Origin of the sequence: Nocardia shimofusensis NBRC 100134 (genome assembly GCF_001613125.1) — a bacterium.
GTDB lineage: Bacteria > Actinomycetota > Actinomycetes > Mycobacteriales > Mycobacteriaceae > Nocardia > Nocardia shimofusensis.
On the sequence record NZ_BDBT01000007.1, the window covers coordinates 134,680 to 148,771 of the forward strand.

At 68.0% G+C, this 14,092-nt stretch carries 15 protein-coding genes; 4 read left to right on the forward strand and 11 right to left on the reverse strand.

The features are described 5' to 3' along the window. Nucleotides 1-161: 161 nt before the first annotated feature. Entirely contained in the window at nucleotides 162-1,148 is a 987-nt protein-coding gene (locus tag NS3_RS10080) for a 1-phosphofructokinase family hexose kinase (protein WP_067857227.1), read from the forward strand. A 40-nt stretch (nucleotides 1,149-1,188) separates the two neighbouring features. Here NS3_RS10080 and NS3_RS10085 read toward each other — a convergent pair whose 3' ends face one another. Together NS3_RS10085 and NS3_RS10090 are read right to left on the reverse strand one after the other, a co-directional pair. Continuing rightward, nucleotides 1,189-1,872 carry an ABC transporter ATP-binding protein gene (locus tag NS3_RS10085; protein ID WP_067857229.1) on the reverse strand — a complete coding sequence of 228 codons (684 nt, stop codon included), beginning with the start codon at nucleotides 1,870-1,872 and terminating at the stop codon, nucleotides 1,189-1,191. Beyond that, on the reverse strand, nucleotides 1,869-2,999 hold the full coding sequence (locus NS3_RS10090; RefSeq protein WP_067857231.1) for an ABC transporter permease: 1,131 nt from the start codon (nucleotides 2,997-2,999) through the stop codon (nucleotides 1,869-1,871). The genes NS3_RS10085 and NS3_RS10090 overlap by 4 nt, the downstream gene beginning before the upstream one ends. Before the next feature lie 239 nt (nucleotides 3,000-3,238). Here NS3_RS10090 and NS3_RS10095 point away from each other — a divergent pair, with 239 nt between their 5' ends. Beyond that, nucleotides 3,239-3,883, forward strand: coding sequence for a TetR/AcrR family transcriptional regulator (locus NS3_RS10095; RefSeq protein WP_067857234.1), 645 nt, complete (start codon nucleotides 3,239-3,241; stop codon nucleotides 3,881-3,883). 40 nt (nucleotides 3,884-3,923) lie between these two features. On the opposite strand, the gene NS3_RS10100 is transcribed toward NS3_RS10095, so the two are convergent. The 3 genes from NS3_RS10100 to NS3_RS10110 all read right to left on the reverse strand — a co-directional run bounded on the left by NS3_RS10100 (nucleotide 3,924) and on the right by NS3_RS10110 (nucleotide 7,051). Beyond that, on the reverse strand, nucleotides 3,924-4,658 hold the full coding sequence (locus NS3_RS10100; protein ID WP_245649549.1) for an alpha/beta hydrolase: 735 nt from the start codon (nucleotides 4,656-4,658) through the stop codon (nucleotides 3,924-3,926). A 450-nt stretch (nucleotides 4,659-5,108) separates the two neighbouring features. Then, nucleotides 5,109-6,206 (reverse strand): MBL fold metallo-hydrolase, encoded by a 1,098-nt coding sequence (locus NS3_RS10105; protein WP_067857237.1) that lies wholly within the window; start codon nucleotides 6,204-6,206, stop codon nucleotides 5,109-5,111. Then, a complete protein-coding gene (locus NS3_RS10110) occupies nucleotides 6,203-7,051 on the reverse strand; it encodes an SDR family oxidoreductase (RefSeq protein ID WP_067857240.1) in 849 nt (282 codons plus the stop codon). Before NS3_RS10110 ends, NS3_RS10105 begins: the two co-directional genes overlap by 4 nt. A gap of 117 nt (nucleotides 7,052-7,168) precedes the next feature. Here NS3_RS10110 and NS3_RS10115 point away from each other — a divergent pair, with 117 nt between their 5' ends. Beyond that, nucleotides 7,169-7,888 (forward strand): TetR/AcrR family transcriptional regulator, encoded by a 720-nt coding sequence (locus NS3_RS10115; RefSeq protein ID WP_067857243.1) that lies wholly within the window; start codon nucleotides 7,169-7,171, stop codon nucleotides 7,886-7,888. 49 nt (nucleotides 7,889-7,937) lie between these two features. On the opposite strand, the gene NS3_RS10120 is transcribed toward NS3_RS10115, so the two are convergent. The 3 genes from NS3_RS10120 to NS3_RS10130 all read right to left on the reverse strand — a co-directional run bounded on the left by NS3_RS10120 (nucleotide 7,938) and on the right by NS3_RS10130 (nucleotide 9,986). Beyond that, nucleotides 7,938-8,210 carry a ubiquitin-like small modifier protein 1 gene (locus NS3_RS10120; protein ID WP_067857245.1) on the reverse strand — a complete coding sequence of 91 codons (273 nt, stop codon included), beginning with the start codon at nucleotides 8,208-8,210 and terminating at the stop codon, nucleotides 7,938-7,940. Nucleotides 8,211-8,214: 4 nt separating this feature from the next. Beyond that, nucleotides 8,215-9,312, reverse strand: coding sequence for a WD40/YVTN/BNR-like repeat-containing protein (locus NS3_RS10125; protein ID WP_067857247.1), 1,098 nt, complete (start codon nucleotides 9,310-9,312; stop codon nucleotides 8,215-8,217). Between the two features lie 83 nt (nucleotides 9,313-9,395). Further along, on the reverse strand, nucleotides 9,396-9,986 hold the full coding sequence (locus tag NS3_RS10130; protein WP_067857249.1) for a TetR/AcrR family transcriptional regulator: 591 nt from the start codon (nucleotides 9,984-9,986) through the stop codon (nucleotides 9,396-9,398). A 120-nt stretch (nucleotides 9,987-10,106) separates the two neighbouring features. Between NS3_RS10130 and NS3_RS10135 the strand changes: the two genes are divergently transcribed. Further along, nucleotides 10,107-10,985 carry an alpha/beta fold hydrolase gene (locus tag NS3_RS10135; RefSeq protein WP_067857252.1) on the forward strand — a complete coding sequence of 293 codons (879 nt, stop codon included), beginning with the start codon at nucleotides 10,107-10,109 and terminating at the stop codon, nucleotides 10,983-10,985. A 41-nt stretch (nucleotides 10,986-11,026) separates the two neighbouring features. Here the strand turns inward: NS3_RS10135 and NS3_RS10140 are convergent, their stop codons facing one another. From NS3_RS10140 to NS3_RS10150, 3 genes are all read right to left on the reverse strand, one after another. Further along, nucleotides 11,027-11,950 (reverse strand): DUF5995 family protein, encoded by a 924-nt coding sequence (locus NS3_RS10140; RefSeq protein ID WP_174550452.1) that lies wholly within the window; start codon nucleotides 11,948-11,950, stop codon nucleotides 11,027-11,029. 241 nt (nucleotides 11,951-12,191) lie between these two features. Next, complete coding sequence (locus NS3_RS10145; protein ID WP_067857255.1) at nucleotides 12,192-13,217, reverse strand: zinc-dependent alcohol dehydrogenase family protein; 1,026 nt, start codon at nucleotides 13,215-13,217, stop codon at nucleotides 12,192-12,194. A 39-nt stretch (nucleotides 13,218-13,256) separates the two neighbouring features. Next, nucleotides 13,257-14,084, reverse strand: coding sequence for a sigma factor-like helix-turn-helix DNA-binding protein (locus NS3_RS10150; RefSeq protein ID WP_084495280.1), 828 nt, complete (start codon nucleotides 14,082-14,084; stop codon nucleotides 13,257-13,259). Between the last annotated feature and the right edge of the window lie 8 nt (nucleotides 14,085-14,092).

A 14,092-nucleotide genomic window follows, 5' to 3' on the forward strand; every position in this document is an offset into this window, starting at 1 on the left:
GGTTAGTGCCGGACGTCCCCGGACCCGATGACATCGGGCAGGCGCCCGTGCCGGAAGTCCCTGTCCATCGACGACTTCCGGCCGTGCCCAGAGCATGACCGACTGCGCGATTCTGAGACGAGCGTGGCCCACCATCCCCGCATTCGTCGAAGGGACCAGCCGTGCCGGTCACCGAGCCGCCCCGCGTCATCACTGTCACTCTCAATCCGGCTGTCGACGTCTCGCTGGAAGTGCGCCGATTGGCCGGCGGCGGCAAGAATCGCGCCCTGGTCCGCACGGTCCAGGGTGGCGGTGGAGGCATCAACGTGTCCCGCTGCCTGGCGCGGCTCGGCGTGCCGTCCGTGGCCCTGCACACCGCGGGACAGGAGACCGGCGCCCGTCTGAACCGGTTGCTCAGCGAGGAGGGCCTAGCGCATATCGCGGTGGGCATCGAGGACCAGACGCGGGAAGCGATCGTCATCGACGACACATGGTCCGGACGCAGTTACCACGTCGTGCCACCGGGTCCGAGATTGTCCGAGGCCGAGGAATCGGCGTTCGCCGAAGCGCTCGCCGCCGCCGCGGCCGGGTGCTCCTATCTGGTCTTGACCGGAAGCGGCACGCCGGGTCTGCGAGAGGACTTCTCGGCAGGTCTGCTGCGCGTGGCGCATGCCGCCGGGATCAGAACCGTGCTCGACATCGCCGGTGCGCAATTGCGAGGAGCGCTCCAGGAGAAGTCGTTCCTCATCCGGCTGGACCGCACGGAGGCAGGCGGTCTCATCGGCCGGGCCATCGAGACGTTCGACGATGCTCGCACCGCCAACGACGCCGTTCTCGACACCGGCGCCACCGACCACGTGATCACGACCGCGGGTGAGCTCGGCGCCGTCTACTCCGATCGAGAGCACCACTACGAGATCTCCGCGCCGCCGCTGACCACACCCGCTCGCAGCGATGCGTGCGCGGGCGACAGCCTGGTAGCGGCCGTGACCGCACAGTTGGTGCAGGGCGAGTCGTGTGCTCGGGCCTGCGCCTACGGGGTCGCGGCCGCCGCGGCCACGGTCATGCTGCCGGGCACCGACGTCTTCGACAAGGCAGCCGTCGATCGGCTGGCGCCCGAGGTCGATGTCCGGCGAATCGAGCGACTACCGCACGCGGCGCGCCACTGACCACGCGCCGGTGCAGCCTCTCGATCGGCACGCCGGAATCTCACGCCGCGTAGGGCGTGAGCTTGCCGTCGATCATCTCCAGGATGCGATCGCAGTGCACGAGAACGTCGTGGTCGTGGGTGACCATGATCGTCGCGACCTTCGCGCGGTGAGTCTCCTCGGCCAGCAGGGTCACGACCTCGTGGCTGCGGGTCCGGTCCAGCGCGGCGGTCGGTTCGTCGACGAGCAGAACGGCAGGCTCGGTGACCAATGCGCGGGCGATGCCCACCCGCTGACGTTCGCCGCCGGAGAGCTGTCCCGGCCGCTTGTGCGCACGGTGCTCCATCCCTACCGAGGCGAGCAGTTCGTGCGGATCACGCCCGGGACGGCCGGTGATGGTCGACATCAGCCGCAACTGGTCGATCGCGGTCAGCGAGGGCAGCAGGTTGGCGGCCTGGAAGACGAAACCGATGTGGTCGCGGCGGATTTCGGCGAGCTTCGAGGCAGGGGTGGCCGTCAGGTCGATGTCGCGCAAGCGGACCGTACCGCTGGTGGGCGTGGTGAGCCCGCCCGCCACGGCCAGCAGGCTGGACTTGCCCGCACCCGAGGGACCGACGATGGCGACCAGTTCTCCCGGCGCGACATCGAGGGTGACATCGTCGAGGGCGGTGACGGTGCTCTCGCCGTCGCCGAACTGCAGCGTCACGTTCTGCAGACTCAGCCCGGTGGTGGTGAGGGTGCTCATCGATTCTCTCCCAGTGCACTCAGGGGGTTGATTCGCGTGATGCGCAGGACCGCGAGTCCGGCGCCGACGAGACCGAGCACGATCAGCAGGATCGCGCCCTGGGTGATGGGGCCGGCTTTCAGGGAGAACGGCATCCCCGTGCCGTCGAGTGCCGAGCCGAGACCGAGTCCGACGAGGACGCCGGTCGTCACCGACCCGACGAGAATCACCACGGCCTGCATGAGACTGTCGCGCAGCAGGTAGCCGGTGGAAGCGCCCACTGCACGCAGCACCGCGAGTTCACGCATCCGCTGGACCGTCCAGATGCTGAAGAACGCGCCGACCACCAGCGCCGAGATGGCGTACAGAAAGGCGATGATCATCGACATGGTCATCATCTCCGCGGTGTAGCCGGGCGAAGCGTCGAACGATTCCTCGAGAGTCATGCCGGCGGTGCGTGCCGCGGCGTCGCCGGCGGCGAGGTCGGGCAGGGCGTCGTTCGCGCCGCGGATCGCGACGACGCTGGCCTCGGTGTAGACGCGCGGGTCGATCGTGGAGCCTGCGGGCAGTCCGGTGTTGATCTCCTGCCAGGTGCGCAGTGGCACATAGGCGATGTCCACGTGACCGAAAGTGCGCTTGTCCTCGGTGAATCCGACGACGGTGAGTTCGGTGCCGATACGGTCGAGGACCACGGTGTCGCCGACCACGACGCCCTCGTCCCTGGCGCTCGTGCTCAGGATGACATCGCGGGGACTGCTCAATGCCGCGCCCTCGCCCACCGCGGGCTCGAGGAAGGAGCCGGGGGTGACGCCGAAGACCGTCAGGTCGATCGCGGTTCCGCCGCCGGTGTGCGCGTTGACGATCGTGTTGCCCATCAGCTCGGCGTCGTCGACATCGGGACGGGCGGCCCAGGTGTCGGCCTGTTCCTGGGTCACGACCGAGCGGGAGAACGCGGAGTCGGTCTTGGTGCCTTCGGAGAAGGCGAACGCTTGCACGGGGGTGCGCTGCAGGCCGGAGACACCGTCCTCCACCAGGCCCGAGGACAGTCCCGAGAGAATGACCATGAGGACGGAGATCAAGGCGATGACCGACCCCATGAGCAGGACACGAGTACGCGCGAACAGCAGTTCGCGCAGAGCGAGAAACATCGAGCGGCTCCTGAGAACGATCCGGTCAGGCCGGGAGGGCGTAGGCCGGGAGGGCGTAGGCGAGGCGGGAGAAGACCATGCCGCAGATTTCAGCAGATCCGGACCCGGACTGCCAATTTTTGATGACGTTGTGTCATAAAACTCATGTCCGAGCCGCCGCCGGGCGCTTTCGACGGACGTCCCGGCGTGTACTCTTCGGTCGGTCAGGAAGTTGTTGTCGACCGAGCCTGGAGCAGCACGTGCCTATCCTCAAGGCAGGGCACACCGTTGCCGAACACAAGACGGCCACCCGCACTCGCATACTCGCCGCATTCGCCGAGGTCTTGGCCCGCGACGGCTGGGACGGCACGTCGATCAAGGCCGTCGCCGTACAGGCCGGCCTGACCCGCACCGTGCTCTACAACTACTTCGCGGACAAGTCCCAGATGTTGCTGGCATGGTCAGCGCTCGAGATCGAGCGCTTCCTCGCGCGGATCGATCAGGAAACCGTTTCGCTGGACGACCCGCGTCAGAAACTCGAGGCTGTCGTGGAGCTGGTGCTGCGCGAGTTCGCCGGGCCGTATCCGGTCACCCCGCCGGTGCTGAGCTTGATCCCCAATCAGACCAAGCTCGAGTTCACCTCCCAGCTCAACGAACTCGAGGACGTGGTCTTTCGCATCCTCACCGAGGGTGAAGAGGCAGGGGTGTTCCGGCTGGTCGACGCGCGCTCCGCGAGCCGCTGCATCCTCGGCTGCCTGGATCCGCATCGACAGGCGCTCGCCGAGGGCGGACCCGTCGACGAGGTGATCGCACAGGTCGTGCCGTTCGTCATGGGTGCGGTAGGCGCGGGCCCCACGGGCGTGCCCGACCCGCACCCGGAGGCGTCCGCCGCCGACTGCGGGTGAGCCGCGCCTGCCTCCGGGTCGATCCGTCGAGCGCCTGTCGTCAGGCGGCCGCGATGTTGTTCGTGTCGATGCTCTCGACGAACCGCTCGACGCTGTCGAGGGCGCTTCGTGCCTCCGACAGCCGCGGGTATCCCATCTGGAACACATGGAACATGCCCGACCACACCTCGAGCTCGCATCGTCCGCCCGCTGCGCGCAGGGCCGCGGCATAGTGCTCGGAGTCCGAGGCGAGGACCTCGCTTCCGCCCGTCTGCAACAGCATCGGTGGCAGGTCGGGTCCGACCGCGCCGAGCACGTCCAGGCGCGGATCGCTGAAATCCGCTCCCACCAGATAGGTGTGCGTGATCCGCCGACCCGTCCGGGCGGAGATGAATTGGTCCCACACGAGCCTGTTCCCGGCCGCCGCCAGTCGCCATGTCGGGTCGACGAGGCTGGAGAACCCGACCAGCGCGGCGGGCTGTTCGACACCGAGTTCGCGTAGCTGGACACACAGACCCAGAGCGAGGTGACCACCGGCCGAGTCGCCCATCACGACGATCTCGCCGCCTCGATGTCCCTGCTCGAGCAACCACAGGTAGCCATGGAGAATGTCGTCGTGGGCGGCCGGGAAACGGTACTTCGGCGCTCGCCGATAGCGCACGGCGAAGACAGGTCGATGCAGACGGCGCGACAGTTCCGAAACCAGGCCGCGATGGGTCGCCGGGCTGCAACTGATGTATCCGCTGCCGTGGATGTAATAGATCAACCGGCCGCCGGGCTTCGCCTGCCCGCCCACCCACTCTCCGACAGTCCTGCCGTCGGGCCCCGCGACGTCGACTCTTGTGTGCGGGAGCATCGGAGGGAACCACATCCGACACGCCACGACCTGCGTGAAACGGTAGCCGAGAACCCCGATCAACGAATGCAGCGGAAGTAGCCACAGCGTCGGCCGGACGAAGATCCGCGATGCCCAGATGGTCACGCGCATCGCGAATGAGCGCCGCACGGTTACCACATGATCATGCGCGCCGGTGTGTACAGCCATGTCGATCGAACCCCGATTTCCGTCATATCCCGCCACTGCCATTGTTCTTCGAATCACACTGTCGCCGAACGCTTCTGAACCGGCATCCGAGCACCGGCCTGGCAGGTGCTCACCGACGCCCCGTCCTTCCGGGGCCGACAGACATCCCGATGCCTCCACGGGCGGGTGCGGGGCATCGGATCCGCTTGCCGGCGGCCCGGGTCACCGGGCGGGGACGGTGATGGTGCCGTAGTCCAGTCCGCCGTGGCTGAAGGTCGGCACCACCGGCCACTGCCGCTTCCAGTTCGCGCACTCCGAGGACGGAATGATCTGACGCCACCGCGGGTTTCGCGGCGACGGGGAGGCGAGAGTCTTCTCCTTGACCATGGAGTCGTACTGGTCGAGGGAGTCTTCGAGGGTGTTGGCGTTGAGCACGACTTCGCGCCCGTAGAACTCGGCGGTGCGGCGCACGCCGGGGATCTTCGAGAGTTCGGGCTGCCAGCTGTCGGCGGCCATGCCGTTCTCCGAGGACACCCAGACTCCGTCGGGGGTGTTGAGCACCAGGGAGTGATTGCCGTCGGTGTGGCCAGGGGTCCACAGCAGGCTGACTCCGACGCCGAGTTCGACGTCGCCGTCGAAGATTTCGAGCCGGTCCTCGGGGACGCCGTTCATGCCGCCGTCGACGTACCAGGCCCACTGCATCGGGTGCATCGACTCGAAGGTACCCAGCTCCCTGCGGTGCACGACCAGTTTCGCGTGGGGGAACAACGGCTTCCGCGGCGTGGACTCGCCGTCGATCGGCTCGCTGCTGCCCACGATCATGCGCGGGTCCTGGACGTGGAGGTGGTCGAAGCTGATGTAGTCCACGTCCGCATTGGTCAGCCCGAGACGTGGCAGCACCTGATCGGGGTCGTTGTAGTACTTGACGAACAGTGATTCCAGACCGAGCCTGCGCGCGAAGCGCTGCAGCTGACCGTAGAACGGGGCTTCGGCCGACCCGGCGGCCACGGTGGGTTCCCATACCAGGGTATTGAGCTTCCCGTCGAAGCCGTCGAACTGGATGACGAACATGCGGTTGATGATCGAGATGAAGGGGTTGAGATCGACCGAGTACCCCTGGAAGGCGAAACGTGCCGGATACGGCGCGGCGGCGATATCGAAGCTCTTGACAGCTCGCACCTGCCCCTGGGCGAGGAAGCGTTCCCGGTAGTTCCGGGCTGCCTCACGAATGGCATCGAGCCGCTTTCCGCGCGGCCAGATGTCGTGCACGCCGTCGAATTCCGGGATCGAACGTGGAGCTGCGGATCGAGTGACGGTCATCGGGTCCTCCCCGGGTCGGTGGTGTCGGTCAGGGCACGGCGTTCGTAGTGGTCGCGAGTGGCCGAGTGCGCTACGGCTTCGACTTGATCAGGCACCGTGCCACGCAGCACTCGATCGCGCAGGGATTGCGGCAGCAGGCCGGTCAGGCGGACCAACAGGCCGATCGAGGCAGGCAGGGTGACCTCGAAACGAGGGCGTTGCAGGACCTTCACCACGGCGGCGGCGACATCGGCGGGCTGCAGCCGGGCGGTCGCGCCGCTGGCGGTGCCGATCGCGAGTTCGGTGTCGACCACGCCGGGCATGATCACCGACACGTGCACGCCGCTGCCGCGCAGTTCCTCACGCACGCCGGTGAGATAGCCCAGGACGCCGTGTTTTGTTGCGGCGTAGGTGGCTTCGCCGGGCGGGGCGAGCTTGGAGGCAGCCGAGGCCACCGTCACGATATGCCCGCCGCCGCGGGCGCGCAGGTACGGTGCGGTGAGCTGGACGCCGCGGATCACACCGTGCAGGTTCACCGCGAGCATGCGTTCGGTAGCGGCCTCGGGCTCGGCGTCGAAGGCGCCGACCCACATCACTCCGGCGTTGTTGACCAGTACATCGAGCGACCCCCACAGGCCGGTGACTTCGGCCAGGAATTCCCGAAAAGACCGGGTGTCGGTCACGTCGAGGGGAAACGCGCGCACGTGGCCCGGGAGCTCTGCGGCGGTCACGCGGGCGGCCTCGAGATCACGATCGCCGATCGCGACCCGAGCGCCGGTCGCGGCAAGCTGGCGCGCGATCTCTCGCCCGATGCCCTGGGCGCCGCCGGTGACGGCCACGATGGGCCCGGTCGGGGTTTCCGTCATGGCGTACCGCCTTTCCTGTCGGGGTTTCTGCCGGCTCCCTCCGCCAATATTGGACAATCATGATTGTCGAAATCGGCGCGGCTAGTATTGCACCTCGTCCGCAGAAAGGAAAGGCTCATGACCCGCCCCGGCCCGCGCCCCTCCGGCCCGAAGCTCTCCGGCCGGAAGTACTCGGGCATCGCGCCCGAGGAACGCGTGCGCCGACGTCGTGCCGCGATTCTCGAGTCCGCGCTGGAGCAGTTCGGCACTTCCGGCTACGCGGGCGCCTCGATCAAGCAGATCTGCCGTGGCGCGGGGGTCACCGAGCGGCATTTCTACGAGTCGTTCCCCAAACGGGAGGTCTGCCTTGCCGCGCTGTACGACAGCCTGTCCGAGGCGATGCGCACGGTGACGGCCGACGCGCTCGCCCGCACCGAGCCCGATCTCGACGCACTCACCGCGGCTGGGCTCGAGGCCTTCATCCGCTACCTGACCGACGACCCGCGCCGCGCGCGGGTGGTGCTCATCGAAGTCGTCGGCGTCTCACCGGAAATGGAACAGCGCCGCCACCGGGTGCTGCGCGATTTCGTGGACACAGTGATGGCCACGTGGGCAGCCGACGGCAACCGCACCCTCGCGCGAAGCGAGCGGTTGGCCGCGACGGCGCTGGTCGGCGGTGTCAATCACCTGCTCGTCGACTGGTTGATGGACGGGCGTCGCGACGACCCCGCCGACCTCGTGGCGGTGTGCGTGGACCTGTTCGCCGCCGTCCGCGCACGCTGGGACTCCCCTGCCGCACTGTCGGACACCCCGCGTGCACGATCGTCCGGCACCGCCGGAGGGGCCCCGCCGGACTGATCGGACCTCATTATCCGCACGATATACCGCCTATCCGCCGGCATACCGCCTATCCGCCGGCGACCGCCGGGATGATCATGAGCTCGGTTCCGTCGGCGAGCGGGGTGTCCAATCCGTCGAGTGTCCGGCATTCGTCGTCGCCGACGTAGAAGTTCACGTACCGGCGGAGTTCGCCACGCTCGTCGCGCAGCCTGCGTTCCAGCGCGGGAGAACGCTCCCGCAGCACATCCAGCACGTCACGCAGTGTCGCGCCGTCGACATCGAGTTCCTTCTCGCCTCCGGCGTAGGGCCGCAGAGCCGAGGGCAGGCGCACGCGGGCCACGGCGTCAGCCGATGACTCGGGCGCGGACACACAGTACGTCGGGCAGCTTGTCGGCCACCAGGTGCCAGTGGTCGCCTTCGTCCGGGCTGCAGTAGACCTCGCCGTTGCGGGTGCCGAAGTAGATCCCGGTCGGGTCGGCGTCGTCGGCGCACATGGCGTCGCGCATGACTGCCGCCCAGAACGGCATCTGCGGGAGGCCATCGGTCCTGGCCGACCAGGTCTCGCCGCCGTCGGCGCTGCGGTAGACCGCACAACGCGCGTCGGGCGGGAATCGGAAGCGTTCCATGTCGGCGACCAGCGGGAAGGTGTAGACGACGCCGGGACGTCGCGGGTGCGCGACGATCGGGAATCCGAAATTGGACGGGGGCAGACCGCCGTCGATCGAATGCCAGCTCGCCCCGTCGTCGGTGGTGCGGAAGACCCCGCCGTGGTTCTGCAGGTACATGGTGCTCGGCGTCTCGGCGTCCACGGCGACCTTGTGCACGCACTGTCCCCATTCCGGCAGTTCGCCGGGCAGGAAATCGGCCGTGATCCCTTTGTTCGTCGGCTGCCACGACGCCCCGCCGTCGGTGGTCCGATAAACGCCGCCGGTGGACATGGCGACCGCGATCCGCTGCCTGTCCGTCGGATGCGGAAGGATTGTGTGCAGTGCCAGCCCGCCACCGCCGGGCATCCACTCCGCGCGATGCGGGTGCTCCCACAGGCCCCTGACCAAATCGAAGGTCTTGCCGCCGTCGGCCGAGCGGAACAGCGCCGACGGTTCCGCCCCCGCGTACACCACGTCCGGCTCGGCCTCGGTCGCAGGCGCGATCTGCCACACTCCCTGCAACGCGGCCCCGGTGTCCGCGGGGAAAGCCAGCGGCGCGTCGTCGGGTTCGCTCCAGGTCCGGCCCAGATCGTCGCTGGTCACCAGTGTCGGCCCGAAATGACTGTCCAGCACCGAGGCGAGCAGCCGCGGCGTGTTCCGCCGGGTATCGATCGCCAATGCCTTGACATCGGCGATCGGGAACTGCGGCGGATCCACCGTCCAGCGCGATCGCGCGTTGTCACTGCGCGCCAGGAACAACCCCTTGCGCGTACCGATTCCGAGCAAGATCTCCATGGCCGACCTCCAGTGCTGATCCCCCGCTGCGGCGACGCGTGCGAGCGTACTCCGCGGTCCCGACAGAACCCCGGCACAACACGTCACGCGTTGTCGGGAACTCCCGGCGCGATCGCGCGTTCCACCGCCATCCGCACCAGTTCCCTGGCCTCTTCGTCGGTGAAGACGCCGGGCAGGGTGAGTCGGTCGAGAATGAGCCAGTTCAGGGCGAGGTACAGCAGTACGACGGTGTTCTCGTCGCCGGGCATCCCGTGTTCGAGATGGTTGCCGATGTTGAAGTCCAGGTCGGCTCGCACCCGTTCGGTGAGCAGGGCCTGCAGTTCCGGTCGCCGGGTGGCCTCCAGCCGGAGTTCGAGGATCGCGAGATAGCCGGTGCGGAAACGGGTCACACGGTCGACGACCTCGGTCATGAGTTCGGTGACGGTTTCGCGCGAGCGCGGCCCGTGCAGCTTGGCCATGGCCGTCTCGTCGGGGATCAGTCGCTCGTAGTACCGGTGACCGACCTGGACGAGCAGCGCGTCGCGGTTGGCGAAGTAGTTCGAGGCGGTCCCGGCGGGCACTCCGGCCTCCTTGTCCACCGCGCGAAAAGTGAGGCCGCGGGCCCCTTCTCGGGCCAGGACCTCGATAGACGCGTCCAACAACGCCTGGCGGCGTTCGGGATTGGTACGGACCACTTGACACCACTCCATCTGTAGTACTAAGTTTCAATCACTTCACGCAGAGTACTACATCTGATGTGGAATGCGCGGAGCGATCGCTCGCGTGCCGGCAACACCGAAGAAGGAGTACGACACATGCGTGAATCGACCATCTGGAGCGAAGAGTTCGGCGCCGAGGCGGACGCGCCGATCCTGCTGATCATGGGGTCGATGTCGCAGGGCATCCTGTGGCCGGAGGAATTCGTCGACCGTCTCGTCGCCGGAGGCCGCCGGGTGATCCGCTACGACCACCGGGACACCGGCCTGTCGGACACCGTGGACTTCGCCGCCGAGCCCTACACCTGGCACGACGTCAAGAACGACGTCTACCGCGTCCTCGACGCCCACGGCCTGGACAGCGCGCACCTGGTCGCCCACTCCGCGGGCGGGCTGCTCGCCCAGTTCATCGCGGTGGAACAGCCGCAGCGGGTCCGCTCGCTGACCGTCATCGGCTCCTCCCCGCTCGGTGGCGGTGAAGGTCAGGTGATCATGCGGGCTCTGATGGGACAACCGCAGCCCGAGGGCAGCTTGCCCGAGCCGACACCGGAATTCGTGACCTTCTACCGCGCCCTTGTCGCCACCCCGCCGCCGACGGACCGGCGGGCCCGCATCGAGAGCATGATCGCCGAGCAGCGCGTGCTGCACGGCACCGGGCTGTCCTTCGACGAGCACGCCGCGCGCCGGCTGCAGGAGCGGATCCACGATCGGGCCCGCGACCTGTCCGCGGTGGTCAACCACCGGCTTGCCGCGGCGGCCTGCCCGGACTTCGAACCGGTCGGCGTGCTGCACCAGGTGAAAGCGCCCACCCTGGTCATCGAGGGCAGCCACGAACCGGCCAAGCCTGGTCACGGCGCGCTCATAGCCGAGCAGATCCCGGGGGCACGGCTGATGATCGTGGCGGGCATGGGACACACCTTGCCGCCGGAGGTGCACGAGGAGCTGGCCACCGCCGTCCTCACGCATACGGCCGGGTGAGGTGATCGACCGATCGCGGCTGTCCGCGCGGCGGGGAAAGCTCAGAGGCCGCCGACGGCCGCGAGGACATCGAAGGCGGCGTCCGCGGAGCGCCACAGCAGATCGATCTCGGCGCGCACGGCGGGTCGCAGAGCCGGATCCTGCAGGGCCAGGCCATTTCCGAAGATGACCACATTGGCTCCCGCGTCGGCCAGACGCAGCAGCGGCCCGGTGGCGACCCCCGCACCCAGTACCGCGTCGAGACCTTCGCCGAGGAAATAGAACCGCCACAGCGGACCGAGGTCGGCTCCGTAGACCGCCTTCGTGAGGTCGACGATGAGGAATCCGTTCGTGGCGATGGCGTCCACGATCCGGAAGTAGTCGGCCGCGTTGGCCGGGGTGGCGCGGGTCGCGGCCACCGCCTCGGTGAGGTCGACGGTGAGGTGGGCGTTGTAGCCGGCCATCGCCACCCGGGCCGCGGACAGTTCACAGCGGCGGGTGAGGTCGAAGTAGTGGGCCCACTGGGGATCGGCCGGCGCGCCGGTGAACTCGGCGTGCACGTTGCGAAGGAAACGCAGCAGCAGATCGAGGCTGATCCGGCGCGCCCACTCCGGGTCGTCGAACGCGGCCGAATCCCGTTGCAGCGGCATCACCGCCGACCGCTCCACGGCATCGAGTCCCAACGCCAGCAGTCCGCGCCGGTCCCGATGCTCGACCAAGATCTCGGTGATCCGGCGATGTCGTTCGACCGCGGTCTCCAACCGCTCGAGCGCCGGACCGGTCGACTCGTCGGATACGCCTGAGATATCGGAGATATCGGAGATATCGGAGAGTTCGATGATCTCTGCCAGTTCCGTCGCGGCGAGCGGCGCACCGCAGGCGGTGGTCTCCATCGCCGCTGTCGCCGACGCGGGCAGCACGAGAGCCGGTGCGGTCAGGATCGAGGCCAGCACGGTGGTGACGATCATGCGGGCGGACAGGGACATGGGGTGCTCATCGGTCATGTATCGCGGCGCTTTCGGTTCGGCGGAGAACGTTGACGGGATCGATGGGCGCGCACCCCATCAGGGCGTGGCGGCAGCCTAACGCCGCACTCGGCCCGCATGAGCGAGCGGACCGCCATGTCGTTCAGATGTACGCCGGAATGCCGCGATCCGGCCTACCCTTCCCGCCCTGGGCACGGGCGGGTGGGCCCGCGGCCTGTGGCGGGTAGCCGAACTCGGACGGTCACAGGGTGAGCAGGACCTTGGTGGCGCGACGCTCGTCCATCGCCCGGTAGCCTTCGGCCGCCTCTTCCAGGGGAAGACTCAGGTCGAAGACGTCGCCGGGGCGAATCGTGCCACTGGTGATGAGGTCGATCAGCTCGGGCAGGAAGCGGCGCACCGGGGCGGGGCCGCCGTGCAGATGCACGCTCGAGAAGAACAGCTGCATGCCGTCGAGCGTCACGTCGTGGGCGACACCGACATAGCCGACATGACCACCGGGGCGGGTCGAGCGGATCGCTTGTTGCATCGACTCCTGCGTGCCGACGGCTTCGATCACCGAGTGCGCACCGAGTCCCCCGGTCAGTTCCTTGATCCGCGCCACCCCGGCCTTACCGCGTTCCTCGACGATGTCGGTGGCTCCGAACTCACGGGCCAGTGCCTGACGATCGGCGTGCCTGCTCATGGCGATGATGCGCTCGGCGCCGAAATGGGCAGCGGCCAGTATCGCCAGCAGCCCGACCGCGCCGTCACCGACCACCGCGACGGTCTTGCCCGGTCCGGCTTCGGCCGCCACGGCGGCGAACCATCCGGTCCCCAACACGTCCGAGGCCGCGAGCAGGTGCGGGATCTGTTCGGGGGCCGGTTCGCCGCCCGGCACACGCACGAGGGTGCCGTCGGCCAGCGGGATCCGCGCCCGCTCGGCCTGGGTGCCGATCGAGCCCATCCCCACCGCGTGCACGCAACGGCTCTGATAGCCGGCCAGGCAGATCTCGCAGGTGTTGTCGGAGGCGAAGAACGAGCCGACCACGAAGTCACCGGTTCGCACGGTGCGTACGTCGGAACCGATCTCCTCGACAACGCCGACATACTCGTGTCCCATCGGCGCCGGGCCCTCGACCGCCTCGATCCCGCGATACGGCCACAGATCCGACCCACAGATGCAGGTCGCGGTCACCCGGATGAGCGCGTCGGTCGGCTCGATGATCCGGGGATCCGCTCGGTCTTGCACTCGCACGTCGCCGGGAGCGTGCAGGACGACACCACGCATGATGATCTCCTTCGCAGTTCTGGCCGATGCCTCGAGGATTCACAGCGCTGATTCCCGGATTCGATCGAGCGCGTCGGCCAGAATCCGGGAGACCTGCATGGGGGAGATACCCAACTGCTCGGCGATCTGCGTTTGCGGCAGGTTCCGGAAGAACCGCTGGTACACCACCCAGCGTTCGGCCTCGGACAATACGGCCGATGGCGGGAAGGCGACCGATTTCTGCATGATCATGTCGTATCCCGAGTCGTAGACCACCTCACCGGTGATGTTCGGCGCCGTGGCACAGACGCGACGGCCATGGCCTGCCAGCAGTGCGCGGGTCACTTCCAGCAGGTCCACCTCCAGTTGGACGGCGATTTCCCTGGCGGTGGGAACGCGCGCCAGCCTGTGCGTCATCGCATCCACCGTGGGCCTGACGATCGCCTGGAATTCCTGGACGCGCTGGGTGAGATTCATTGCGAATGCGGGCTCCCGGACGCACCGGCGCACTGCGCCGAGGACGGTCGGCACCGCGAACGCCACGAACTTCTCGCCCCGGGTGGGATCGAATCGTTCTATCGCCAGGGTCAGCGCGCGGCTCGCCGCCTGGAACAGTTCGTCGTAGGTTTCCCCATTGCCGCTGTATCGGCGAGCGATGTGTTCGGCCAGTGGCAGGCTTCGGCCGATGAGCTGCTCACGCAGTGCCCGCGCCTCGGCGCTGTTCGCCGGTATCTGCCTCAGTTCCGCCAGCGCGGACTCGATCCCGTGGTGTAGATCGGCGCGTCGTCGAACATCGTCCGCTGCTCTGTCCCCTATGGTCGTCTCTCCTGTCATCACAACTCCAGTGCCTGGGCTCGGTCCGTGGACGTCAACGGGCCGGCCGGGCATCGGTCCGC

Coding starts and splice junctions, on each gene's coding strand:
- NS3_RS10105 (WP_067857237.1), bottom strand. CDS start 6,206: ATGACCGTCACTCGATCCGCAGCTCCACGTTCGATCCCGGAATTCGAC.
- NS3_RS10150 (WP_084495280.1), bottom strand. CDS start 14,084: ATGCCCGGCCGGCCCGTTGACGTCCACGGACCGAGCCCAGGCACTGGA.
- NS3_RS10135 (WP_067857252.1), top strand. CDS start 10,107: ATGCGTGAATCGACCATCTGGAGCGAAGAGTTCGGCGCCGAGGCGGAC.
- NS3_RS10140 (WP_174550452.1), bottom strand. CDS start 11,950: ATGTCCCTGTCCGCCCGCATGATCGTCACCACCGTGCTGGCCTCGATC.
- NS3_RS10125 (WP_067857247.1), bottom strand. CDS start 9,312: ATGGAGATCTTGCTCGGAATCGGTACGCGCAAGGGGTTGTTCCTGGCG.
- NS3_RS10110 (WP_067857240.1), bottom strand. CDS start 7,051: ATGACGGAAACCCCGACCGGGCCCATCGTGGCCGTCACCGGCGGCGCC.
- NS3_RS10085 (WP_067857229.1), bottom strand. CDS start 1,872: ATGAGCACCCTCACCACCACCGGGCTGAGTCTGCAGAACGTGACGCTG.
- NS3_RS10115 (WP_067857243.1), top strand. CDS start 7,169: ATGACCCGCCCCGGCCCGCGCCCCTCCGGCCCGAAGCTCTCCGGCCGG.
- NS3_RS10145 (WP_067857255.1), bottom strand. CDS start 13,217: ATGCGTGGTGTCGTCCTGCACGCTCCCGGCGACGTGCGAGTGCAAGAC.
- NS3_RS10090 (WP_067857231.1), bottom strand. CDS start 2,999: ATGTTTCTCGCTCTGCGCGAACTGCTGTTCGCGCGTACTCGTGTCCTG.